Genomic DNA, 26167 nt, shown 5'->3' with positions numbered 1-26167 from the left:
TTTAAGATAATGACACACTCAGCCAATATCATTCATATTAGCTTTGTCTAATTCTGGCTGATTAAACTTACAACATTGTAAGCTTTTTTTAAGTATAATAAATTTAATAAATTCTCTAAGCAATATAAAATTGTATATAGTAAAAGATTTGTGAATGGAGGATACAATATTGAATAGATTAACTAAATTTTCTCTTAAAAATATCTTTGTAATATTTCTAATAATAATATTAATTGCAGCTGGAGGTATATATAGTACAGGGACAATAAACATGGAGTCCATGCCAAATATAAATATACCAGTGGTGACAGCAGTAACAATATATCCGGGAGCGTCACCAGAAGATGTTGCAAGTGATATATCAAGACCAATTCAAAAATCGGTTTCTGGTATAAAAGGAATAAGTGATGTAAGAACTACATCAAATGAAAATGTATCTGTGGTAATAGCTCAATTTGATTATTCTACGGATATGGACAAGGCTGAAAAAAATATGGAGGATGCTGTCAATAAAGTTAAACTTCCAGATAGTGCTAAGAAGCCAACAGTATCAAGAGTAAGTATGGGCAGCGCTCCTGTAATGACATATTCTATTGAAAGTAGTAAAAGCATAGATGAGTTAACTAAAATAGTTAATGATAAGATTGAACCTAAGCTTAGCGGTATTTCTGGAGTGTCTAGTATAGATGTAGAAGGAACCTCTAAAGATGATGTATATGTAAAAATAGATAATGATAAGCTTAAAGAGAATGGTCTTACAATTTCAGATGTGAAGAATGCACTGCAGGGAAATAACATATCTTTTCCTGCAGGCAATGTTGATATAGGCAGCAGCACCCTTCCTATACAAATGACTAAAAAGCTTTATACAATTGATGATGTAAAAGCAATGCCAATAGCAGTACTTCCGAATCAAACTAAGGTTGTTGGCGAAGCTTTTCAAAAAGTACAAGGTGGAATGACTCAACTAGGACAGGCAGTTGGACAACTAGGACAAGGCGTGGGACAGCTAGGACAAGCAGTTGGCCAATTAGGTCAAGGTATGGGACAAATGGGACAGATGGTTGGAGGAAATACTGAAGCTATTGCCATATTAAGCCAAATGCAAAAGGCGCAAGCCCAAATAATTTATCAGCAGACAGTTTTAAGTAATCCAAATGCAACGGCTAAAGACAAGGCAATAGCTCAGGCTACCATATCAGCTGCACAAGCGGCTCTTCAAGGAGCACAAGCTCAACTTGATAAGCTAATGAATGCACAAATACAAAGTGGCAAGGCACTAGCTGGTAGTGGAGCAAAGTCATCATCATCTTCAGGATCTATGAAGTCAGGAAGTAGCTCAAGTCAGACAAGTACGTCTACTGATAGTTCAAGTCCTTCTGTTCAGGTTAAGGTTGTATACCTTAAAGATGTAGCGACTGTAACAAGAGGAAATGGTGATAGTACTTATTTTATAAGATCTAATACAAAAAATAGTATAATAATGAACGTTTATAAAACTGATGATGGAAATACTGTAAATGTTGCTAAGGATGTGGAGAATTCTCTTGAAGATTTACAAAAATCAAATAGTGGAATTAAGTTTAACAAAATAAGCGATTCTTCAAAGTATGTTAAGGATTCTGTAAATGGAATGGTTAGAGAAGGTGTTTTAGGAGCAGTATTTGCTATAGTAGTTATAGCTTTGTTCCTTAAAAATATAAGGGCTACCATAATAGCTGTAGTGTCTATACCACTTTCAATACTTATAGCATTAATACTTCTCCCTAGATTCGGAATAACACTTAATATAATGTCTCTTTCTGGAATGGCAGTAGCTGTAGGACGTATAGTAGACGATTCTATTGTTGTTATTGAAAATATTCATAGGCGAATTTTAAAAGACGACGTCGCCAAAGATAAAGTAGTTCAGGTAGCGGCGGATGAGGTTTCGTCTGCAATAACTTCTTCTACTATAACAACTGTTGCAGTATTTTTACCTTTGGCAATGATAAGCGGAATAGTAGGAAAAATATTTGTTCCATTTGCTTTGACGGTTGTAATATGTATATTAGCTTCTCTTTTAGTTGCAGTAACGGTTGTCCCTGTAATGAGCAAGCTTATGATATTAAATGAAAAGCCAAAGCCAGAAAAGAAGGAAAGTGCTGTAGTAGAATTATATAAAAAGATACTTAGTGGAGCGCTTAATCATAGGGCGGCAGTTATGGGTGTTTCAATAGTTATATTTGCCTTGTCACTTTTGTTAATTAAAGGGGTTGGAGTTCAATTTTTGCCATCTGATACATCAAATGTATTAAATGGAACAATAACTATGACACCAGGAACTTCAGCAGAGAAAACTAATGAGGAAGCTTTTAAATTTGAAAAGTATCTAGTTGATAGAAAAGACGTTAAAACCGTAGTAAGCTCTATTGGAGATAACAGTTCAAGCTCAGCTTCAGCAATGTCTATTCAAGGAAGTAACTCTGGTAAATTTACTATAGTTCTTAAAGATGGAGTTAACAATGATAAGGCAGCAGATGAGATTATAAAGAAAGCTTCAGAAATGTCCAACAAGAATGCTAAAATTTCTGTTGCAGTTCAAAGCTTTACCAGTGGCAGCAAGGATAATGTTGAAATATTAGTAAATGGAAATAATATAAATGACATAACAATAGCTGCTAATAAGGCTACAGATGCACTTAAAGGTTTAAAGGAACTTACCAATGTCAGCAATACTCTTTCAGCTAAAAAGCCAGAAATATCTGTTGCTATAGATAGTGAAAAAGCTGCAAAACAAGGGCTTTCCCCAATGATGGCTGCTGGAATGGTTCAAGGTATTATGAATTACACAAGTGTTACTACGATCCAATCTGGAAAAAATAATATAAATGTATATTTAGGATATGATACTAAAGATATCAACTCTTTAGATAAAGTTAAAGCAATACAGCTTCAAGGGGCATCAGGCAATTTTAATTTAAGTGATATAGCAGAGGTTAAAGTGGCAGATGGACCTGTAAGCGTAGCTGAGCTCAACGGAAATGAGTACGCTTCGGTTACGGCAGATATAAAGATAAAGGATACTCAGGCTGCTTCTAAAATAGCCATGGAAAAGATAAAATCAATTAAAGGAATTCCAAGTGGAGTTACTTTTACTCAAAATGGAAGTGCTAAGAGCATAAGTGACAGCTTCTCACAGATGGGTATGGCAATGCTTGTAGCAATATTTATGGTGTATATAGTAATGGTACTTGCCTTTGGAGAACCTAAAGCACCATTTGCAATACTATTCTCTTTACCATTTGGAGCTATAGGGGCTATATTTGCCTTATTTATAACAAGACAGCCTTTGAGTATTCCAGGACTTATAGGAATGTTAATGCTTATAGGAATAGTTGTAACTAATGCTATAGTTCTTTTAGATAGAGTGCAAAGCAATAGGAAGAAAGGTATGAAGGTAAAGGAAGCACTTTTAGAAGCCGGTTCAATAAGAATGAGACCTATATTTATGACAGCAATAGCAACTATAATGGCGCTTATGCCACTTGCCGCAGGTTTCTCTGAAGGAGCGGTAATTTCTCAGGGGCTTGGTATAGTTGTTATAGGAGGACTTGTAGTATCAACAATGCTTACGCTTATAATAGTTCCTGTAATGTACAGTATTTTAGAGAGAGACTAAAGATAAACCACTTGAAATATTAAAATTAGCTGAATTCTATTTTGGAACATGCTAATTATATGAACATATATCAATTGTCCTCTGTCCATTGTCAACTGATTAAAGCGTCCCCAATATTACTTGTAAAGTTTTAACATCAGCTACTTTAATATTACAAGTTATCTATATATAGTGAAAGTAGGTATTTATGTTACTAAAGTAATATAAGTACCTACTTTTTTAGTAAAAATGATTACTTAAGTGATATTTAAATAATATGGTGGATTTAGTAAGATAGATATGTATGGAAATATTACTTTTGTGATTATTATACTTTTATTAATAAAAACTATAAGAGGAAAATCAAGTAGGGTAAAGCTAGAAACTATTTGGATTATGCCGCTTTTAATTATTGTAAGTACAGCAGAAGATATTTTTAGAACATCAAATGTTACAATTGTGGATGGCTTTATATTTTTGCTTTTCACTGGTATTGGATTAATTTTTGGAATACTAAGATCAAAGTTTTTAAGATTTGAAAATGATGAGCAAACCGGCAAGGTTGTATACTATAATTCCATAATTAGCTTAGGCATAATGATTGTAATAATGCTTGTTAAATTTTATATAAGAAGAAATGTTACAGATTTGATAGGTGGAATCAATCCACTTATAATTAGTGATGCTTTGCTGTGCATGACTTGCAGTACAATTGTAACAAGAAAGGTATATATAGTTATGAAATATACTTCTATAAAGAAGATTTATAGAAAAAATTAAATGTATATATCCTAAAATTTTGTTTGAGTATATAATAGAGGTATACTTAAAGGAAGAATTGCAAATCTGGAGGAAGTTATGTACAAAATTTTAGTGATAGAAGACGACAAAAAACTTTGTGAATTTACGAAGGAGTATCTTGGAAGATATAATTACGAGGTTTTTAGTATAAATAATTTTAAGAAGGTAGAGGAAGAATTTGAAAAGGTAAAGCCAGATCTTGTGCTTCTTGATATAAATTTACCTTATTATGATGGATTTAATTTATGCAGAATATTTAGAAGAAAATCAAAGGCACCAATAATATTTATGTCTGCTAGAGGCAGTGAGGTCGAGCAAATAAGAGGACTTGAAATTGGAGCAGATGACTATATAACAAAACCATTTAGCTTTGAATTGCTTTTAGCGAAGGTTCAAGCATCTATTAGAAGAATATATGGTGAATATTCCGAGGATAGCTTGCAAGTATTTGAGGTTAATGGTATAACCTTAGATAAAAACACATTTAAAATGAGTTATGGCAATAAATCTATAGACCTCACTAAAAATGAACTTAAACTCATAAGCAAGCTCTTAAAAAATGTAGATAAGGTTGTTACTAGAGAGGAGCTATTGGAGGAATTATGGGATGAGTCTTCTTTTGTAGATGATAACACACTTACGGTAAATGTAACTAGAGTAAAAAATAAGCTAAATGAAATTGGCGTAGAAAATGTTGTTAAAAATAAGCGTGGTATTGGATATTACATAACTTTTCAGGAATAAATATTGCATAGATTAGGAGATTTAAATGTATAAAAAAATCTTTAAAAACTTTTTAAAGGAAAACCTTTTTTACAGTATAAGCTTTTTCTTAAGTTCTGGAATAATACTTTTTTATTTTTACGTTTCTAGAGATATAACAGATTTTTTATATCCATTTCTTTTGGTATTTTCTATATATGCTATTTTTATAGTTGTTCAGTGGTTTAAGTACTACAGATTTAATATTAATTTAACTAGAGGGATAGAAAGAGAATATTACGATCTTGAAGCAGCAACTCCAGAGCAAAAAATGGCGGCGGAGGCTATTTTTAAAATACACAAAAATTATTCGGAGGAAATAAGTAAAATAAACTATAAAAATTCTGATATAAAATATTTTATTTCTCAATGGATTCATAATATGAAAACTCCTGTTTCTGTAATAAACTTAATAACTCAAAGAGAGAGAGGAAATATAGATACAGAAGTTATAAAAAATATTGAAGAAGAAAATTATAAAATAAAAAATGGACTTGATCAAGTACTTAACGTAATAAGATTAGATCAATTTTCAAGAGATTACGAACCAGAAGTGGTCGATCTTGTAGCACTTCTAAAAAAAACAATCAATTCAAGAAAAAATCAATTTATATACGGAAACGTATTTCCTAAAGTTGAATTTACTATGGATAAAGCATTAGCTCTTACAGATAAAAAGTGGAGTGGATTTATAATAGATCAAATAGTATCAAATTCAATAAAGTATTCTAAGAAGAATAAAAAAGGATATATATTTTTTAATATAATTCAAGATGATAATAAAACACATGTAGTTATAAGAGATGAGGGTGTTGGAATCCCTAAATATGATTTGAAGAGAGTTTTTGAGCCGTTTTTCACAGGAGAAAATGGAAGAAACTTTGAGAATTCTACTGGAATAGGGCTTTACATATGCAAAAAGATAGCTGAAAATTTGGGGCATGAAATTTCTGTTGAGTCTGAGGTTGGGAAAGGGACTTTGGTTAAAATTACATATATTTCTAAGTGAATTCTATATAGATAACCTGACTTTACTTTTAGTTGCTTACAAAAATGTAAGTAAATATTAATATAAAAAGATTTTTATTATAAAAAGACTTTTTTATAATAAGGTTATAGTATTATTTATACAGGGGATGTGAAATTTTTGTATATACTTCAGGCGGAAAATATAACAAAGGTTTACGGCGGTAAGTTTGAAATTAATTCTAATAATGCTTTAAATGGAATAACCTTAAATATTGAAGAAGGAGAGTTTACTGCAATTATGGGGCCTTCAGGAAGCGGAAAAACGACTCTTTTAAATATATTGAGTGGTATAGATGAACCAACTCTTGGAAAGATAAAAATAATGGGGAGAGATATAACTAACTTTACAAGAGATGATATGGCTATTTTTAGAAGAGATAATCTAGGTATAATATCTCAAGATTTTGATTTGCTCGATGATCTGACTTTAGAGGAAAATGCTATTTTACCTCTTTTTATGAGAGATGATGTTGATGAAGAAGGTATGAGTGATAAAGTTAAAGAGCTTTTTCAATTTTTTAATATATGGGAACAAAAAGATAAGTATCCATACAATGTATCGGGAGGACAGCAGCAGAGAGCGGCTGCCTGTAGAGCACTTATTACAAATCCTAAAATAATAATGGCAGATGAACCTACTGGTAACTTGGATTCAAAAGCATCTACAAAATTTATGAAGTATATGCAGATGATAAACGAAAATAAAAATAGCACCATAATAATGGTTACACACGATTCCTATGCAGCAAGCTTCTGTAAAAGAGTGCTTTTTATAAAGGATGGAAAAATGTATACGGAAATCTATAGAAAAGAAGGAAAAAAGGATTTTTTTAATAGGATACTAGATTGCCTTGCCATAATTGGTGGTGAAGCAGATGAAATATAAAAAAGTTTTATCCAAAAGTTTAAAGATTAACTTTTTTAGATATGTGGGCTTTATACTATCAGCAAGCTTTGCTATAATGATAAATTTTATATACTCTACAGTAATCTTAAATCCATATATATTAAAAGATAATGAAAATATTTTTATAAGTTATATAGCAAAGCTTTCTATTGTATACATAATGATATGTATAGCTATATTTATTGTATATTCTTATAATAATTATATGAAATGGCGAACTGGTGAATTTAGAACTTTTATTTTGCTTGGTATAACTAGAAGAGAACTTAAGAAGTTACTCTTGATGGAAAGCTTTGTTTTACTTACAACAGCAGTAATTTTAGGAACTTGTTTTGGTATAATATTTTCTAAGATATTTTTTCTTTCAATAATTAAGCTGTATAAACTTAAAAATGTGCCTTTTGAGATTACACATAAGAACTATATTAATGTGCTTTTATTATTTTTATGGATACTTTTGTTGATAATTTATAAGGTGTCTAATATTTCTAAGCGTCTTAATGTTAATGAACTTTTAAAGTATAAAAATAGACCTATACCTATTAAATTAAGAAATAGAAAACTAAGAATATTAGCAGCAATAATAGTAGGATACATGTTTTATAAAAAGATGTCAGTAGGTTTTTCTAAAAGTATGGAATTTTATGTAACGAATATTTTTATAAGCATGATTATAGTTCATTTATCTTTTGCACCAGTTATATGGCTTGCAAACAAGCTGATAAAAAAAAGCAGGTTTAAAACCTACATACAAATAAAAAGCATTAAGAGTATATTCAATACAAGTGGAAGACTTACATTTTTAATTACGATTCTAAGTTTTATGATTATATCCTACGCTAGAATTAATTACGTATATAATATACAATTGCATATGAGCGTAGGAAGTTTATTGGTAGTGAATAAAGTTAATTTCATAACCTTTATATATCTTTTTACTGTAATTTTATGCTTCATAATTTTTTCAACAATAATTTTTTATAAAGCATGTCTTGGCATAAGTACTGTCAAAAGTTTATATGACAAGTTATTTAAAATAGGGATTACCAAAGGTGAATTTAAGAAACTCATTGAAATTAAGCTCCTATCAGTCTTTTTTAAACCTTTGATATTAAGTCTATTTATGAGTGCAGTATATAATGAAATTTCTAATTTAAAATTTACATTTTATTTTGGAACGGTACTTATTTGTTTGCTGTACTTTTTATTACTTTTAGTAGGATATTTTGCAGCTAAAAGAAAATATGAAGAAGAAATTTTTAAGCGGTAGAATAATTTTTGGGTTTGGTTAAACACTAAGCATATTGAATATATTTAAATAAAGCAGGTGAAGAATATGATAGTTGTTTACCATGATGTAGGAGGAGCACATTCAACTGCTACTGCGGCAAATATACATATAAATAAATTGCCAATGGACAGAGTTGCAACTAAAGAAGAGTTATTAGCCTTGCCAACGTTTGATAAGATGAAAAAATCGGATATGGGGCATCTTATTTATATTGGTGATGACGAACACAAAAATAAGATTTACACTATAGGAAGGCAGTATAAGCCTAATTTGGTAATACCAGCAATTAAGGATATGCATTCTATTTTAGAGCCTAATATAGATGATCTTATGATAGTTGATACCATGCCAACTGTAAATTTGCTCATGAAAATTGGAGGTTTTAGTTCTAGAAGACTGCACTGGGTAAGCTTTGGAAGACCAATAGTGACTAAAGGGACACAAGATGCTTATATGGATATAGTTAATATAGTTAAAAGTGTAAAAAATAATTTGAAAAATCCTATAAAAAATAGTTAATGATATTTTTTAGTCTAGCATCTGCGAAATTCATTTAAAATTCCTACTTATAAATTTTAAAGATGGGGAAATTTGTTTGTGTATTAATTATGAGAAGTTCCTCTAAGCATAAACTACTCTGACACTAAACTATTTATGTTCCAAAATACCAATTTTCAAGGGGATTATGGTGCATAAATAGTTTATAGTCCAGCTAGTTTCACTATATAGTAAATTCGACTTTTGTACCTTGAATATAATGCAGCATTGTATTTATAAGTTCATAACAGGAATTTCAACTAGAGGACATATGTTGTATTATCCTTGATTGGAGAAGTGGCTAAAACTTCAAGCAAAATTATTTTGTTGACAAAAATAGATTACAGATGTAATATGTAAGTGTAAATTACAATTGTAATACATAAAAAGTTTTTAAATTATGGAGAGTGATTAATATGCCTATATTACCTCAGATATCTGACGCTGAGTGGAATATAATGAGCGTAGTTTGGGAAAATGAAAAATGCACAGCAAATGAAATTGTTGATATTTTGTCAGTTAAAACCACGTGGAAACCAAAAACAATAAAAACTATGCTAAATAGATTAGTTAAAAAGGGAGCACTTTCTTATGAGATAGATAGTGAAGATAAAAAAACTTATCACTATTTTTCAAATGTATCTGAAAAGGAATGCGTTAAGGAAGCAAGCAATTCATTTATAAGACGTGTATTCAAAGGTTCATTGAATGCTATGATGGCTAATTTTGTTAAAGAAGGCGAATTTACAGAGAAAGAAATACAAGAATTAAAAGATATTCTTGATAAAAAGAAGAAGTAAGTGATATATTTAGGGCTTTTGATGAATAGCTTTTATTCTTAAATTTTAGCCTTTATTTACATCTATTTTATTTTAATATGAACTTAGTTTTCATATAGCTTATCTATAGTAAGATTAGGGAAATTAATATATTAAGAAGTATAAAAATAAAAGGTATAAAAAAATCAAAGTTAAGAGGAGAATTAAAATGATTTCGAAATTTAATAAAAAATCGTACAAGTTACCAATAGCAGCTGTAGCTATTATAATTATATTAGGAGCCATTGTGGCTATAAATTCTAAAAATGTAGGCTTAGCAGGAAAAAATAGCAGCACCAAGACTACAGAAGCTAAGAAAACAACTGATAATAAACCTACAAACAATGAAAAGGAAGCTGATAATGTAAAGAACAGTGAAGCATTAAATAAAACAAATCAATCAGAAAACGCTTCTGCAAAATCTAATAATAAAAATGAAAATGAAAATAATCGTGTTCCAAATGCACAAAAGAAAGCAAATAAAATTGCAAAAGCCGAAAATGTATCCAAAGCAAATAATCAAAATGAATCGTATTATGGAAATTGGCATTTGTCTAAGATTTTAGGAACCACACCCGTTACTGCTATGGATGAAAAGCAAATGCAAAATTGTATGGGCACAAAGATAAAAATTTCGAAAGAAAGCTTTAGCGATGCAATTAATGGAGTTATAAATAATCCTAAGTATGTTAGAAGAACAGTTTCTGCTGATGAATTTTTATCTGAAAATAAAACAAGCTTAAAGAAATTAGGTATAGAAGGCAATTCAGTACAACAAATAGAAGTAAAATCAAGCAATGACGTTACTCAATCCTTACTATACATTACAAGTAACGGAACCATGATAACCGAAATAGACGGCGTATTCTTTAAAATAGAGTAATCCTACGCGGGGTTTGGGCGTCAGCCCATTATCCTTCTATAACCCAAAGAAACTACTGTTTCAGCAACAGGAAAAAACCTAAAGTAATTGCTGAAGTGAGGACGCGGGGTTTGGGCGAATATATAGATAACTAATACAAATTAAAGAAGGATAATGGGATTACATCCCAAACCCCGTATATGATCGTTATCCTTCTATAACCCAAAGAAACTACTGTTTCAGCAACAGGAAAAAACCTAAAGTAATTGCTGAAGTGAGGACGCGGGGTTTGGGCGAATATATAGATAACTAATACAAATTAAAGAAGGATAATGGGATTACATCCCAAACCCCGTATATGATCGTTATCCTTCTATAAACTAAAGAAAGCTGTGTGTTAAATAGGTTTAAGAATTGGCACTTATTTAACATACAGCTTTATATAATTACTCAAGCTCTCTATAGTTATTTATAGTAAATGCTGCTGAGTTTCAAGAATATTTCTAATGTATTAAATTTCATTGACAATGATTATCATTTGCTATATAATAATTTTAGAGACAAGTTACCAATATATTATAGATATTTTTATATATGGAGGTGTTTAGCATGAGTTTATATGATTTGAGTCTTAATGGAAAGGGAAAAGTAAAAAGTATATCCGGAGATGAAAGGTTAGCAAAAAGGTTATCAGCACTTGGATTTACAGAAGGTACTGAAATTAAAGTTAAAAATTTTGCTCCATTTGGAGATCCTATTTTAGTAAGTGTAAGAGGATATGATATTGCAATAAGAAGAAATGATGCAAAGAATATTTTCTTAAGGGAGGTTTAAAAATGATAACTGCTGCACTTATTGGTAATCCTAATGTTGGAAAAACTTCTTTGTTTAATTTACTTACAGGATCAAATCAATATGTAGGCAATTGGGCAGGAGTAACTGTTGATAAAACCATAGGATTTTTAAATGAATCAGTTCAAATAGTAGATTTACCTGGTATATATGCTATGGATACCTATTCAAATGAGGAAAAAGTAGCTAAGAATTTCTTGTTAAATGAAAAAGTTGATGTAATAATAAATATAGTAGATGCTTCAAATTTAGATAGAAATTTATATCTTACAACACAGCTTAGAGAGTTTAACAAACCTATTATATTAGTTTTAAATATGATAGACGTAGTTGAGAAAAAGGGAATTACTATAGATTACGACAAACTATCGAAAATGTTAAGAGTACAAGTTATACCTATAGTAGCGGCAAAAAATAAAAATATAGACAAGGTTAAAGAAACTTTAATAGAAGGGAAATTCTTAGAAAATTTTAGCACTAATCATAATCACCATAACCATAGCCATCAGCATCACCACCACAGTCATTCAGAAAGAGCAGTCTATAGATACATAGGAATAGTGCTTAGGCATTGTTTAAGCAAACCGCATGATAAAGTGAAGTCTTCTACAGAAAAAATAGATAAAATAATATTAAATAAGTTTTTGGCATATCCGTTATTTGCACTTATTATTTTGATTATATTCGAGTGTACTTTTTCATGGGTTGGAGGACCACTTCAAAATTTAGCTGATGATTTTGTAAACAATTCTTTAATACCATATTTGCATTCTCTATTATCTTTTACTAGTTCGTGGTTTAGTTCTTTACTTATAGATGGAATAGTAGGAGGAGTTGGCTCAATAATTGTTTTTCTACCAATAATTCTTACTTTGTTTTTTTGCATATCAATACTAGAAGACAGTGGATATATGGCAAGAGCTGCATTTTTAATGGATATAGTCATGAGAAAAATGGGGCTATCAGGAAAGGCGTTTATACCACTTATAATGGGTTTTGGATGTTCTGTGCCTGCAATAATGTCATCAAGAACTCTTGAAAGTGAAAAGGATAGAAAAATGACAGCATTATTAGTGCCTTTTATGTCCTGCAATGCTAAATTACCTATATATGCATTACTTACAGCAGCACTTTTTCCTAAAAATCAGGGACTAGTTATTGGATCACTTTATTTATTTGGAATTATTATTGCTTTTATAATGGGAAAAGTACTTAGAAATTCTGTGTTTAAAAAGGACGAGGAACCATTAGTTATTGAATTACCAGAGTATAAAGTTCCTACGCTTAAAAATTTATTTGTTCATACCTGGGATAAGGGAAAAGATTTTTTAAAGAAAGCAGGAACTATAATATTTTCAATTTCAGTTATAATTTGGTTCCTTTCACATTTTGGTTTTAGCGGTATGGTGGGTATCAAAGATAGTTTTTTAGCAATTATAGGCCAAGTACTAACACCTATATTTAAACCTTTAGGCTTTGGAACATGGCAAAACTCTGTTTCAATAATTAGTGGACTAGCAGCTAAAGAAGTAATTGTAAGTACTATGAGTGTATTGTATGGAGCAAGTATTTCAACTATAGTGCCGACAATATTTACACCACTTACAGCTTATGCATTTTTGGTTTTTGTACTTTTGTATCCTCCTTGCATTTCTGCACTTGCAACTATAAAAAAAGAGTATGGAACAAAAATGATGCTGTCTATGATGGCTTATCAGATTGGTGTTGCATGGATTGCAGCTTTTGCAGTGTATAGGATTGGAAGTTTATTGTAAAAAATATCAAGCAGCAGTGCCTTGCATAAACTGTAAGGTACTGCTGCTTTTTAGATTTAAACAAAGCATCATCCTATGTAGCAGCTATAATTCTTCACTTGGATTTTTCGGTTTCAACACTAAATATCTTATAGAAACTAAAGATATATATAGATAGAAGAAAATTTGTATTATAAATACATAGGTTATTTTTATTCCTCCAGCGAAGCCTATTCCGTACGTTAAAAGCGTTGCTCCAAGATTGTTGAACATACTCATTGCAGCGGAAGTGGAAGGTATTTGTTTTTTTGAAATATGCTGCATTATGTAGCCTTGAATAGCTGGATATATTGCAGATATTGTTATACCTATAATTGAAACACCAATTATGGCATGGACTTTAGTTTTTCCCAAAAGCATAATTAGTACGCCTAAAATTGATATTATAGGTGAAATGGATAAAAATTTAAGCTGACCGATTTTTTCTAATAAAATATCGGAAATAGCCCTTCCAATGGTAAATAGTATCCAGAAGCCTGAAAGTATACCTGGAACTTCAAGCTTGCTTAAGCCATAATATTTTTCTAAAAAGTTACCAGTCCAGTTTGTTGTAGAAATTTCTGCTCCAACATAAAAGAATATCGCTATGCAAAGCATTAAAATAAAAGGATTAGAAACAACAGATATAAAGCTAGTTTCTTTAGAACCAAACTTTATTATAGAAACTTCCTCTATTTTACTAGCTAAAAATATCAATACCGTAATAGTTAGTATGTGGAATATATATGTGTAATTAAAGTTTATTCCACTTTTTAATATAAATCTATCAAGTGGTAGTATTAAAATTCCACCAAGTCCAAAACAAGCATTATAAAGACCATATTTTTGATACTTCTTTGGAAGCAGAGAAAGCAAAGTAACAAGACTCAAACCAGATAGCCCTAATGCAAGGCCTGAAAAAAAATAGGCTACCAAAAGTATATAAAAGGATCTTGAAAATATTATTATAGTGCTTGATAAAATGAGAAGCAAAAGCCCCGAGTAAAGGCTCTTTTTTAGTCCTAACTTTAAAATGATTTTTGCACCTAGTAGACTCATAATAAACGAAGCACTATATACAACAGATGGAAGCATTGAAATAACACTATTTGATACATTATAGGTGCTTCTTATTGTTGTTATAAAAGGAGAAAGGGTATTAGAAAATAAAGATAAAAAAAAGGTGCCAATAAAAATTATGACCATGTTTTTGAAATTTTTGTGCATGTTTTTCCTCCTTGGTATAGGGTGAATAAATCGAGTAATACACACGTTTACATATTTATATATTATAGCATATAAGTACATGCACGTATATGCATAAATAATAAGGACTGCTGTAAACGTTGAAAGTTTTTACAGCAGTCCTTTGAAAAGTAAAGATTAGAATATTAAGCTTTTATATCCTTTGGACTAAACATTAAGTATTTTACTGAAACTAATATTATATATGCATAAAAAATTATCTGAATAATAAATACATAAGTTATCTTCATTCCACCCGCAAAACCTATTATATAAGTTAGAAATGTTGCACCTAAGTTATTAAAAATTGCTATAATTGATGAAGCAGAAGGTACATCTTTTTTTGAAACATGCTGAATAATATAACCTTGAATGGCAGGATATATTAGAGATATAGTTATACCTATAATTGCAACACCTATAATAGCTTGAAGTTCAGTTTTACCAGATAATATTACAAATATTCCTATGATTGATATTAAAGGAGAAATAGACAAAAATTTAAGTTGACCAACTTTATCTAGGAACTTATCGCCTACAGCTCTTCCAAGGGTAAATAAAATCCAAAAGCCTGATAAAATATTTGGAACTTCTGTTTTACTTAAACCATAATATTTTTCAAGAAAATTACCAGTCCAGTTTGTGGTTGAAATTTCTGCTCCAACATAAAAGAATATTGCTATTGATAACAATAGTACCATAGGATTTTTTAATATAGAAAAAGTACCTACATTTTCTTCTTCACCTTCATCCTTTTTTACAGGAATACGATCAAGTTTAAATGTTAGGAATAGAAAAAGAACTATAGTTACAATATGAATTATGTATGTGTAGCTAAAATTTATTCCATTTCTTAAAATAAATCTGTCAATTGGGAGAATTAAAATTCCACCAAGTCCAAAGCAAGCATTTGCAAGACTAAATTTTTGATATTCTTTTGGTAGCATTGAAATGTAAGTGTTTAATATAAGAGAACCCATTCCAACAGCTAAACCAGATAAGAAATATCCAATCAAAAGTACATAAAAGGATTTTGAAAATAAAATTGTCAAACTCGCTAAAATTGCAAAAGTAAAGCCTAAACGAAGACTTTTTCTAAGTCCTAGTGAGAGCATAAGCTTTGCACCTAGTATACTCATAATAAAGGATGCACAATATACAACAGATGGAAGTATTGCTATAAGATCGTTTGACACTTTATAGGTAGCCTTTATTGTAGTTATAAATGGGGATAGTGTGTTTGAAAATAAAGACAAAAAAAAGAAACCTATAAATATTATTATCATGTTTTTTAAGTTTTTGTTCATAGTTTCCTCCTTGGGGGTTTTATTTACCATAAGGAGTAAAAATACGTTTACGTATAAAACATTATATATAAATTCCACAGTTTAATTGTTTACAATGAATATATTATATCATATATATAATGAACTTAAAATATCAAATTAGAAAATAAGTGTGCAAGAATATTAATTAAATCATACATAAATGAAAATGATACCAACTGAAAAAGATATTGCTACAATGACTTCATTATTTTTACAATTCCTTTCACAACCGTGGGAGTGAAGTAACAATGCTGAAGGAACAATTTAAAAAAATCCTAATAAATCTTGGCTTAAAAATCATAAAATACTTAGATATTTCAATCTGTTTGAGCATTTTCTTAGCGAGTTATTGAAATATCTTAGGGTTTTATGATTTTTAAGTCTTAGATTTGTAGGATTTTTTTAACGCGACGAAGCATTGTTACTTCACTAGTTTTAGCTTAAATTTTTGATTATCTAGTGCTTTAAAGTGCTGCTGCACTATATGGGCGGAATCAGTTAAGGCATTATTTTCGACTTCCAGGCATTTTTGGCTGTGCTTAGCTAGAATGTTGTAGTAGCCATTGCCGCATGGTATAAGTTTGAATCTTTTATTATTTTCACTTCTTTTTAAGGAAGATTGTACAACTGAGGACCAATCATTTGTACTATTATTTTCAATTTGTAAGCATTTCTGGCTGTGCTTTGCTACAATATAGTAATATCCATTTCCACATGGTATAAATTTGAACTTTTCACTGTCGCTTTCGTCTTGATGAAATTGAACGATCTTAGCAGAGTCTTTTGTTTCATCATTTTGAACCTTTAGATACTTTCTACTATGCTTAACAACAATATTGTAGTATTTATCTTCTTGTATATAGGAATTAATGTGCCATACAGTTCTTTCAGTTTTTTTTGATACTGTGTTTAAATAGAAGTTACCGTTAAGATATTTGTAATAAGCCATATAAGGCTGCTCAGAAAAATAAAGATTTTCTATATAAACTGGATCACCAGATCTTATTACATCGTCAATAGAGTGGTCGACTTTTTCAATTCTCCATTTTTGTTTACTCGTATTAAAATCTTTTTTATAATAGTAGAAAGATAATTTTGTCCATGCACCTAAATAACAATATTCGCCTGTTGTATGGTCATTTGTTTTAATTTTTATTATATCACCAGACTTTAAAACTTCGTTATTGGGTTTTATAATAGATAATTTTGTTTGGGTGTTTCCTAATTTAGGATATATCAAATAGTCATTCTCTGAATTACCTATAAATTCTCCATTTTTATTTTGAATCGTTACATCTAAGATGTTTTCTTCAGGAATTTCATCTATAAATATTTTTTCATCTTTTAAAGCATTTTTTACGAAGTCAAGATGAAGTATGGCTGAAGCATTAAAGTTATAATAATTTGTTGATATTTTGTTAGAGGACATTTCCGCAGTTTTGAGCCATTTATTTTCATCATAATCTTCAGGGACTTCTAGAGGTTTATTATTTACTTTTATTTTTGCTATATTTTCCTTCCAGATATTTGTTTGATTATGGGTTTTTGTCTTTAATATTTTCCTTATTATATTTTCTACTTCTTTATCTAGAGTTTCATATATATTTACAGAAAAAGTTTCTTTGTTTTTTATACATTTTAAAGCCCAAATCATTTGTTTAAATGCTTTAATAAAATCTGAAAAATTATCACGTACTATAAATTCGTTTGACCATTGAGGTTTATATTTGTATTTAATATATGGATAGTCAGGTATATGGCCTAAACGTCTATGACCGAAGTAAACATAAGAAACATAAGATGGTTTGTTTGGACTTGCTTCTTCACATCCTTCATATTTACTTACTGTAGTTAATGGCCATGAAGTTGTAAGTTTTATTGAATTAATACTTTCATTGTCAATCTCATATACATTGCTTGCAGTATTATTGATAAACCATGCAGGAATTCCTACAAAATTTGCATGTGACCAAGTATCTGACATAGCGTGAAGTCTTAGGCCTATAAGTTCTAGTAGATAGGGTTTTTCTGTGTGATTATCTATTATATCATTTATTATTTTAGAAACTAAAATGCTATTTGGAAGACAAAGAAACTTAAACTGTTCCTCAGCTTCGGCGTCGTATTGGAATTTGTAGTTAATATGGCTCTCATCAAGTTTCTTGCCGGTATATATTTTTTTATTTAAGTTTGAGCCATAATTACCAGGTAAAAAGTGAAAAGGTATATATATTCTTGAAGTTTCAATAAGATGGGTCTCGGACCAAGTTCTATCAAGATCATATTTTGCAATTTCATTATAAGTTTGAGATGTTGGTATTGGAACAAGACCTGGAGTTAAATCTTTATTTATTTTGTTTTTAGTGTAATCGTTAACATATTGAGAGGCATAAGCAATTATTTGAGAATCATTAAATTTATATCCTGCTAGCCTTGCAGCAACATACGTAGCATAGTAATGAAAATCCATATTCATGAAAATTCCCCCTACTTTTAGGTTGATACTCTCATTTTTATTATATTTAGAAGATCATGAAAAGATTACAACTTTTTTATTATATATATTGACAGTTAGGAAATATTTTGTTTTATTAGATATATACGAAAGATAAAAAAGGTGGTAGTGAGTTGAAAAATAAGTATAGTTATAAGGAAATTACTAAAAAAATATTAGAAAATAAAGAAGAATTTGATGATATACAAGAGGAACTTATACATGAGCTGATACATGGAAAAGTTTCAGAAGATGCCAATACAGTAGATGAAAATAAATTAAGTATTGGGGATAAAATGGCTGATAAAATTTCATCTTTTGTAGGAAGTTGGCCATTTATAATAGTTTCAGTGTCATTAATTATAATTTGGATAATAATTAATATTTCATACATAATAAAGCCCTTTGACCCTTTTCCTTTTATCCTTCTTAATTTATTCTTATCTTGTGTTGCTGCAATACAAGCACCTATAATTATGATGTCTCAAAATAGGGAAGGAGATAAAGACAGGATAAAAGCTAGAAATGATTACAAGGTTAATTTAAAGTCGGAAATAATTGTAGAGGATTTGCATTTAAAGATGGACGAGATTATAGAAAGTCAAAAATATATAATGGAGAAAATCAATAGGCTAGAGAATGAAAAAAAATAAATTTATTATATGAAAAGTCAGTTAAAAAAAACTCTAATAAATCTTCACTTAAAAATAATAAAATACTTAGAGTTTTAAATTTGTTTGAGCCATCGGCGGGTACACATGCACGAGGTTTGGGCTAATATATAGATGACTAATACAAGTTAAAGAAGGATAATGGGACTACATGATCGTTATCCTTCTATACCTCAAGCAAACACTCGCTTAAAATCACCACTTAGATTTATAGAATTTTCTTAATGCGACGAAGTATTGTTATTTCGCATTTAATTTTAATTATTAGTGAAATCTAATCTGATAAATTTTTTCATGTTGGGTAATGAATGTTCCTCAGAAAAAATTAATCTATAGCCTATAGTACTCATAGCTTTCACAAGAGAAGCTTTTTCCACATCTTTATGTAATAATGAAACTTCATCAAAAACTTTGATATAAGGTGAGTCTGATACAAAATCATTATTAGAATTTTTTTGAATTACACAGGACACATATTGTGGAAAGTTTTTGGATAATTGTTTTACAAATATATCAATTCCAATGTATTCAATGAATAGATTCGCAATTACGATATCTACTTTAGGTAAATCATTTGATAAGTTAGACAAGTCTAATCTTTTTAGCACAAGGCAATCTTTTAAGTTTTCATATTTTTTTCTACATACATCTAAATAAATTTTGTTTATATCGATTCCATAGACCATCTTAATTCGTGAATTATCTATGAGGTCTAAGCCATTACCTCCTGCTATACCTAAAATGGCAATTGTTGAAATGTTATATTTATATATCTGCGATTTCATAATTTTATTTAATGTCTGTAATTGTTTTACTGATGCTAATTTCATATGATTCTCATAGTCTTCGAGAGAAACCTTTTCCCAAGGATTGCTCATCTTCTTCACCTTCCTATTGTGTAAATATAGCAGAACTACTGTGGAACTTAAACTGTATATGTTCCAAAATACTAATGTTCAGGGAGCTATGGTGCATAGATAGTTTGTAGTTGAACTGGTTTTAACATAAATTTCAAGTTGTTCATCCATATAAAGAGAACATTTTATAAAATATAGCATTAATTGAAAGCTATAGCAAGTCCAAAGCAAATTAAAATTATTCTTACAGCATAATCTGTTATCTTTAGAAGCTTTAAATTAATAAATTTAATATTTAAAGTGATATTTTATGTAAGGGTAAAATATTAATAATAGGGGTGATAATTTGATAAATTACATATGGTTTCTATTTATAGTTTTTGGAGCGGTTTTTGGCATTGCAAGTGGCAGGGGAGAAGCTTTGTCAAAGGCTATAGTAAATTCTTCTGGTTCGACGGTTGAACTTGTAATATCACTTGCTGGAATAATGTGTTTATGGTGCGGCATAATGAAGATTGCTCAACAAAGTGGACTTACAGACAAGCTATCTAAGGTTTTAAGGCCAATACTTAAATTGATTTTTAAGGAATCAAGCAAAAATGACAATGTTATGGGACCAATGATAATGAATATAACCTCTAATATGATGGGACTTGGTAATGCAGCAACCCCTTTTGGCATAAAGACTATGGAAGAAATGGAGAAAATAAATAAAAATAAAGGCACAGCTAGTAATGATATGGCAAAATTTCTGGTACTTAATGCAGCGTGTATTCAATTTGTTCCAACTACAGTTTTATCTGTGAGAGCAGCATGTGGTTCAAAGAATCCAGCAATTATAATTCCAGCAGCAATTACAACTTCAGTAACCGCGGCAGTGCTTGGAATAATTTATTGCAAAATACTTGAGAAATACTTCTAGCAGTTCACAGTAAACAGTTCACAATTCACAGTGAAGGAATAAAAAGATTACAAATATTTAGTTATAGAAGGATAATAGACTTTGTCCAAACCTCGCATATGATTATCTTCCTCTCGTCGGATAAATCTAAAATTATATAGAAAACTGGTATGATGTTCAGCTGGCAAAGCGAAGATAATAAAGCATTATCTCAAAATGGCGTCAGCAATAAGTTTTAGATTTTCTGTAGTAAAGCGGAAGAAAATCATCCTAAACTGTGGACTGTGCGTTGTGAACTGTGAACTGGGTTAGTTCGCAATGTTTTTATATTAAGTACTATTTATAAGTGGGTGGTGAAAGTTATTGGATTATATTATAAAAGCATTGATTCCGATTATAATAGCTTCTATAGTTCTTTATGGAATGCTCAAAGGAGTAAAGGTTTATGAGTGCTTTGTTGAAGGAGCCAAGGATGGAATTAAAATATGTATTGGCATATTTCCATACCTATTAGCTATGATTTTAGCAGTTACCGTTTTTAGGGAGTCGAGAGCTATGAATTATGTTATAGCTTTTGTTACACCTGCTGCAAAGCTTGTTGGCTTTCCACCAGAACTTGTGCCTCTTGCTATAGTAAAACCTTTGTCGGGAAGTGGAGCATTAGGCATTTTTGCAGAAGTTTTAAAAAGATATGGTGCTGATTCTTATACGGGACTTGTAGCTTCTATAATGATGGGATCGACGGAGACTATTTTTTATACAATAACTGTTTATTATGGAGCTGTAAAGATTAAAAAAATAAGACATACTCTTTGGGCAGCTGTGATGGCAGATTTAAGCGGAATTATAATGGCAACTGCAATGGCAAAGCTTATAGGATTTTAATTGAAGATTATTAAAAGAAGTTGTATCATATAATTATTATTAAATTTTTATCCAGTTTTGCTAAAAATAAGCAAGCTAAAAACTTAAAATAACTAATGTTAAAACTTTAGTACAGTGAGGGAGTTATAAATGAAAGAAGATTATTTAAAGGAAGTTAAAAAAGAAGTAATTGGAATTTTGATTATTATTTTTTCAATTACTTATTTTATGGGAATAATATTATTTTTAGTATATAAAAATCTAGATAAATCTGCAGGACAATACTTTGCATTAGTTCAAATGCTTTATCCGGCCTTTGCGGTTATTTGTGTGAAGTTATATTATGAAAAAGAGAAAATGTCAAAAGAATTAATAAATTTTTTTAAAGCATATATTTTATTTTTTGTACTGTCTATGGTTGTTTTGCTTGTTGGAATTTTTGTATATAAAAAATACATAGAATCAGTACTGAATATATTAATTGGAGTATTTAGTTTAATTGCATTTATTAAAATTATTTCTGATAAGAGAAGATATTTTGAAGATATTAATATGGTCTTTAACAAAAAACTAGAAACTATTACGTTAATGGCGTTGATTCTTATTGGTCTTATTTTAATATCATTTGGAATTTTAGCTTGTGTTTTTGGAACTTCAAGTCATCAAATAAGAAATCTTATAGGGGCTATTGTATCACTGCCAATAATGCTGCCATTAAATATTATAATGGGTTTTATAACATATTTTGGTGAGGAGTTTGGATGGAGAGGATACTTACAACCAAGGCTTCAAATTTTATTTGGCAAAAAGCTTGGTGTTATACTACTTGGAGTCATATGGGGAATATGGCATTTACCACTTTGCGTTACGTTATATGGAACTACAACTCCAATTTGTTCTATAATATCTTATCCGTTTAGTTGTACATTCCTTGCTATATTTTTTGGACTTGCGTATATGAAAACAGGAAACTTGTGGTCTACAATAATTCTTCATATGGTAAATAACTCTTTTGCAGTAACAGCTAATGGTGGACAGTATAATGTAATAACAACACCAAAGGACCTAATAATAGGAATAGCAATACAAGCTGTTTTATTTGTACCATTTCTATTTGCTAAGGAATACAGGAATAATAAGAGTAAAGAACTTTCTAAATCGCTATAATAAACAGTATAGTACTTAGCAGGCGTCTTCAAAAAAATAGTAGATTACTTAACGCATATTAAATAATCTACTATCGTATTTTATCATTTCTAGTAAAGGCAAATAGTCGTTTTGAGACCTTAGAATTATTTTATATCTGAAGCAACAATTATTTTGCCAAGCTAAAAGTTTTTTCAAGTAATTCGTTACTATCAATTAAAGCATTTGCTTTTGGAAGCGATATACCCAAGGTTTCCTTTAAAACATCTTCAACAGTTTCAACAGCTTTAATTTCCATGTTGTCTTTTACTTCGGAAGGAATATCCTTTAAATCAACTAAATTGTCCTTTGGAATTAATACTTTTTTTATTCCAGCTCTATCAGCAGCTATAAGCTTTTCTTTTAATCCGCCTATAGGTAGTACTGCACCTCTCAAGGTTATTTCCCCAGTCATTGCAAGTTTTGGGTCTACCTTTATTCCAGTTGTAAGTGATGCAAGAGCAGTAAACATTGTTATTCCAGCAGAAGGACCATCTTTTGGTACGGAACCAGAAGGAACATGAATGTGAATATCTCTTTCTTTAAAGTTAAAACTATTTAAAGGAAGTCTTGATTTTAAAAGGCTTAGAGAAATTCTTGCTGATTCCTTCATCACATCTCCAAGCTGTCCTGTCAATATAGTTTGTCCACTACCAGGCATGTGAGTTGCTTCAATAAATAAAATTTCACCACCAACAGATGTCCATGCAAGTCCAGTTACAACACCAGAAGGGTTATCCTTTTGGGCTTTTTCATGATTAGAAACTTTTCTGCCTAATATTTTAACAAGGTCTTTTGATTTAACTGAAAAAGTACCTTCTATTTCACCTAAAGCAATTTTTTCAGTGGCAACTCTTGCAATAGCAGCTAGCTGTTTCTTTAAACCTCTTACCCCAGCTTCTAAAGTATAATCACTAATTACATTTTTTAAAGTTTCATCGTCTATACTTAAGTTATCTGATGTAAGTCCATGTTCCTCCAAAATTTCTGGAATTAAGTGTTCTTTTGCAATGTGAAATTTTTCATTTGCAGTATAGCTTGAAATTTCTATAATTTCCATTCTATCTAAAAGTGGACGAGGTATGCTGCTTAAGGAATTAGCTGTAGCTATAAAGAACACATTTGATAAATCGTAAGGAGCATCAAGGTAGTGATCTGTAAAAGTATCATTTTGCTCAGGATCTAGAACTTCGAGCAAAGCACTGGCAGGATCACCATTATAATCGCTTGCAAGTTTATCCACTTCATCTAATATCATGACAGGATTTTTTTCTCCAGCTTTCTTTATGCTTTGAATTATTCTTCCCGGCATTGCACCAATATAGGTTCTTCTATGACCTCTTATTTCAGCTTCATCTCTTACTCCACCAAGGCTCAATCTTATATATTTTCTTTTTAAAACTTCTGCAATACTTTTTCCAAGGCTTGTCTTACCAGTTCCGGGAGGACCAACAAGTAAAAGAATAGAACCACTTTTATCCTTTTTCAGCTTCATAACAGCAAGGTGCTGAATTATTCTTTCTTTTACCTTTTCAAGACCGTAATGTTCTCTATTTAAAATATCTTTAGCTTCTTTTAAATCAATATCTTTTTCCTCAGGAGCTTTCCAAGGAAGTTTAACTAATAAATCTAGATAATTCCTTGTAATATTGTACTCAGAACTGTTTGGATTCTGATTCTTAAGTTTATTAAGTTCATCCATAGCGATTTCCTTTATGTCATCAGGCATTTCAGCAGCCTCAATTTTAGACAAATAGTCTTTATCTTTTTTTGAGTTTTTATCTTCATCTTCATTTAGTTCGCTTTGTATTGCTTTTAACTGTTCTCTTAAAACAGACTCTCTGTAATGCTTATTAGCTTTTTCAGAAAGTTTTTCTGCAACCTCAAATTTAAATTTAATTGATTCTTTTTCCCTTAGAAGGCAGTCTAAAAACTTTAAACCTCTTTCTTTTAAAGATTGAAGCTTTAAAAGTTCGTATTTTTCCTCTAAGGAAAGCGGAATAAACTGAGCTATATAGCCTATTAATTCATTTAGATTGTCTATCTTGTTTATTTTATTTATATATACTTCAGAACCGTTAAAATCCTTTGCCAAATCATAAGTGGTTTTCTTAATTGAGACAAGTATTTCCTTTATATCAGTTTCCGACAAATCTACAATATCAGAAGCTTTTTCATATTCACCTATGATAAATCCAGTTTTAAATTGAAGTGAAGTTATTTTTACACGGTCAATTACCTTGATTTTTAAATCATGTCCTTTATGGTTTTTTTCTATATTAGAAATTTCAAAGCTAACTCCAACTTCATGAAAATTATTCTCTGATAATTCATCAGCTTTATTTTTTAGGGGAAGTGCTATATTTGTAATGTTATCATCGCCTAAATAGTTTAGAGATGTTTCGTTAAGATTGCTTAAATTTAGTGTATATTCCATACCTGGAAGTAAAGTAATATCTAAAATTGGGATAATTATCCCTATATTCATAGTTTGCATAATTATTTCTCCCTTCTTGATTTTAAATCTTAAATGAATATTCGTTTAATAATTATTAAAATTTTAATGAAAAGTTGCAATTTATATTATCAAATGGCTAAGGCTTTTTGCATAATTTGTATTAATTCCTTTAATAGTACTAATTTCTCCTCATTAGTTATACAGTGATTCATGCATATGGATTTAACAGGAGAGAATATTAAAGAAATAATTGTATTGTTACTATAGTTTTTAATAATTTTATCTTTTTTCATATTTTCCAGTAAAGCATCAAACTTTTTTATCCCTTTACGTTCTTTACAGCTGCTTATCAAAGCAGGACAACTAGAAAATTGCTCTACGAATAAAAATATTTCTTTGTTATCTATTATATAATTGTAATAAGCTTTTATAAGGGTTTCTATAAGTTCCTGCCCAGTCATGTGTTCTGAAACCTTACTTAGCAAATGATTTAGTATTTCTTCAGAGTATTCAAGGTAAATTTTATGAAACATTATGTCTTTATTTTCATAATAGATATAGACTGTAGCAGGGGATACTTCTGCTTCTTTTGCTATTTTAGAAATAGATGTACCGTGAAAACCTTCCTCTAAAATTAATTTAATTACTGCTTTTTTTATGCTTTCCTGCTTTTTATCATCTTTTTTTCTCATTTGCCCACCTCTTTAGACTTATAATAAATGATTATTCGTTTATTGTCAAACGATTTTAAAAGAATTTTGTGTTAACAATCTATAAATATAAAATTATGTTGATGTTTTTAGAGGAAGTAAGAAATCTTGCAGAACAAACAATCCTCAGGGCTGTACAAGGTATTTATGACACAATTTCAA

At 30.0% G+C, this 26167-nt stretch carries 21 protein-coding genes; 15 read left to right on the top strand and 6 right to left on the bottom strand.

The features are described from left to right. Positions 1–169: 169 nt before the first annotated feature. From ACJDT4_RS03855 to feoB, 11 genes are all read left to right on the top strand, one after another. Positions 170–3661 carry an efflux RND transporter permease subunit gene (locus tag ACJDT4_RS03855; RefSeq protein ID WP_406786211.1) on the top strand — a complete coding sequence of 1164 codons (3492 nt, stop codon included), beginning with the start codon at positions 170–172 and terminating at the stop codon, positions 3659–3661. Between the two features lie 300 nt (positions 3662–3961). Next, entirely contained in the window at positions 3962–4420 is a 459-nt protein-coding gene (locus ACJDT4_RS03850) for a hypothetical protein (protein ID WP_406786210.1), read from the top strand. A 78-nt stretch (positions 4421–4498) separates the two neighbouring features. Further along, positions 4499–5185, top strand: coding sequence for a response regulator transcription factor (locus tag ACJDT4_RS03845; RefSeq protein WP_406786209.1), 687 nt, complete (start codon positions 4499–4501; stop codon positions 5183–5185). 25 nt (positions 5186–5210) lie between these two features. Next, positions 5211–6212 carry a sensor histidine kinase gene (locus tag ACJDT4_RS03840; RefSeq protein WP_406786208.1) on the top strand — a complete coding sequence of 334 codons (1002 nt, stop codon included), beginning with the start codon at positions 5211–5213 and terminating at the stop codon, positions 6210–6212. 138 nt (positions 6213–6350) lie between these two features. Beyond that, the gene (locus ACJDT4_RS03835) at positions 6351–7118 is read left to right on the top strand and encodes an ABC transporter ATP-binding protein (RefSeq protein ID WP_406786207.1); all 768 of its coding nucleotides are present in this window, start codon (positions 6351–6353) and stop codon (positions 7116–7118) included. Then, positions 7108–8409, top strand: a complete 1302-nt coding sequence (locus ACJDT4_RS03830; protein WP_406786206.1) for an FtsX-like permease family protein — start codon at positions 7108–7110, stop codon at positions 8407–8409. Before ACJDT4_RS03835 ends, ACJDT4_RS03830 begins: the two co-directional genes overlap by 11 nt. Before the next feature lie 66 nt (positions 8410–8475). After that, entirely contained in the window at positions 8476–8949 is a 474-nt protein-coding gene (locus ACJDT4_RS03825; protein WP_406786205.1) for a DUF3189 family protein, read from the top strand. 434 nt (positions 8950–9383) lie between these two features. After that, positions 9384–9767, top strand: a complete 384-nt coding sequence (locus tag ACJDT4_RS03820; RefSeq protein ID WP_406786204.1) for a BlaI/MecI/CopY family transcriptional regulator — start codon at positions 9384–9386, stop codon at positions 9765–9767. A gap of 187 nt (positions 9768–9954) precedes the next feature. Then, positions 9955–10668 carry a hypothetical protein gene (locus ACJDT4_RS03815; protein ID WP_406786203.1) on the top strand — a complete coding sequence of 238 codons (714 nt, stop codon included), beginning with the start codon at positions 9955–9957 and terminating at the stop codon, positions 10666–10668. A gap of 588 nt (positions 10669–11256) precedes the next feature. Beyond that, complete coding sequence (locus ACJDT4_RS03810; protein WP_406786202.1) at positions 11257–11481, top strand: FeoA family protein; 225 nt, start codon at positions 11257–11259, stop codon at positions 11479–11481. Between the two features lie 2 nt (positions 11482–11483). Further along, on the top strand, positions 11484–13274 hold the full coding sequence (gene feoB, locus ACJDT4_RS03805; RefSeq protein ID WP_406786201.1) for a ferrous iron transport protein B: 1791 nt from the start codon (positions 11484–11486) through the stop codon (positions 13272–13274). An 84-nt stretch (positions 13275–13358) separates the two neighbouring features. On the opposite strand, the gene ACJDT4_RS03800 is transcribed toward feoB, so the two are convergent. From ACJDT4_RS03800 to ACJDT4_RS03790, 3 genes are all read right to left on the bottom strand, one after another. Beyond that, on the bottom strand, positions 13359–14519 hold the full coding sequence (locus ACJDT4_RS03800) for an MFS transporter (protein WP_406786200.1): 1161 nt from the start codon (positions 14517–14519) through the stop codon (positions 13359–13361). Between the two features lie 164 nt (positions 14520–14683). After that, complete coding sequence (locus ACJDT4_RS03795; RefSeq protein WP_406786199.1) at positions 14684–15844, bottom strand: MFS transporter; 1161 nt, start codon at positions 15842–15844, stop codon at positions 14684–14686. Positions 15845–16286: 442 nt separating this feature from the next. After that, positions 16287–18341, bottom strand: coding sequence for a DUF6765 family protein (locus ACJDT4_RS03790; protein WP_406786198.1), 2055 nt, complete (start codon positions 18339–18341; stop codon positions 16287–16289). A gap of 152 nt (positions 18342–18493) precedes the next feature. On the opposite strand from ACJDT4_RS03790, the gene ACJDT4_RS03785 reads away from it, so the two are divergent. Further along, positions 18494–19012, top strand: coding sequence for a DUF1003 domain-containing protein (locus ACJDT4_RS03785; protein WP_406786197.1), 519 nt, complete (start codon positions 18494–18496; stop codon positions 19010–19012). 275 nt (positions 19013–19287) lie between these two features. Here ACJDT4_RS03785 and ACJDT4_RS03780 read toward each other — a convergent pair whose 3' ends face one another. Further along, positions 19288–19908 carry a class I SAM-dependent methyltransferase gene (locus ACJDT4_RS03780; protein WP_406786196.1) on the bottom strand — a complete coding sequence of 207 codons (621 nt, stop codon included), beginning with the start codon at positions 19906–19908 and terminating at the stop codon, positions 19288–19290. 325 nt (positions 19909–20233) lie between these two features. Between ACJDT4_RS03780 and ACJDT4_RS03775 the strand changes: the two genes are divergently transcribed. The 3 genes from ACJDT4_RS03775 to ACJDT4_RS03765 all read left to right on the top strand — a co-directional run bounded on the left by ACJDT4_RS03775 (position 20234) and on the right by ACJDT4_RS03765 (position 22819). Next, positions 20234–20809, top strand: a complete 576-nt coding sequence (locus tag ACJDT4_RS03775; RefSeq protein ID WP_406786195.1) for a nucleoside recognition domain-containing protein — start codon at positions 20234–20236, stop codon at positions 20807–20809. Positions 20810–21151: 342 nt separating this feature from the next. After that, on the top strand, positions 21152–21673 hold the full coding sequence (locus ACJDT4_RS03770) for a spore maturation protein (protein ID WP_406786194.1): 522 nt from the start codon (positions 21152–21154) through the stop codon (positions 21671–21673). A 129-nt stretch (positions 21674–21802) separates the two neighbouring features. Continuing rightward, complete coding sequence (locus ACJDT4_RS03765) at positions 21803–22819, top strand: CPBP family intramembrane glutamic endopeptidase (RefSeq protein ID WP_406786193.1); 1017 nt, start codon at positions 21803–21805, stop codon at positions 22817–22819. Between the two features lie 148 nt (positions 22820–22967). Here ACJDT4_RS03765 and lon read toward each other — a convergent pair whose 3' ends face one another. Together lon and ACJDT4_RS03755 are read right to left on the bottom strand one after the other, a co-directional pair. Next, a complete protein-coding gene (gene lon, locus ACJDT4_RS03760; protein WP_406786192.1) occupies positions 22968–25334 on the bottom strand; it encodes an endopeptidase La in 2367 nt (788 codons plus the stop codon). Between the two features lie 89 nt (positions 25335–25423). Continuing rightward, positions 25424–25987: a TetR/AcrR family transcriptional regulator gene (locus tag ACJDT4_RS03755; RefSeq protein WP_406786191.1), complete on the bottom strand. Its 564-nt coding sequence runs from the start codon at positions 25985–25987 to the stop codon at positions 25424–25426. Positions 25988–26167: the final 180 nt, after the last annotated feature.

The organism is Clostridium neuense (assembly GCF_045310695.1).
In the GTDB taxonomy this organism is placed as follows: domain Bacteria; phylum Bacillota; class Clostridia; order Clostridiales; family Clostridiaceae; genus Clostridium_S; species Clostridium_S neuense.
Note: the sequence above shows the minus strand (reverse complement) of the source record. Positions and strands in the feature narration are given on the sequence as shown.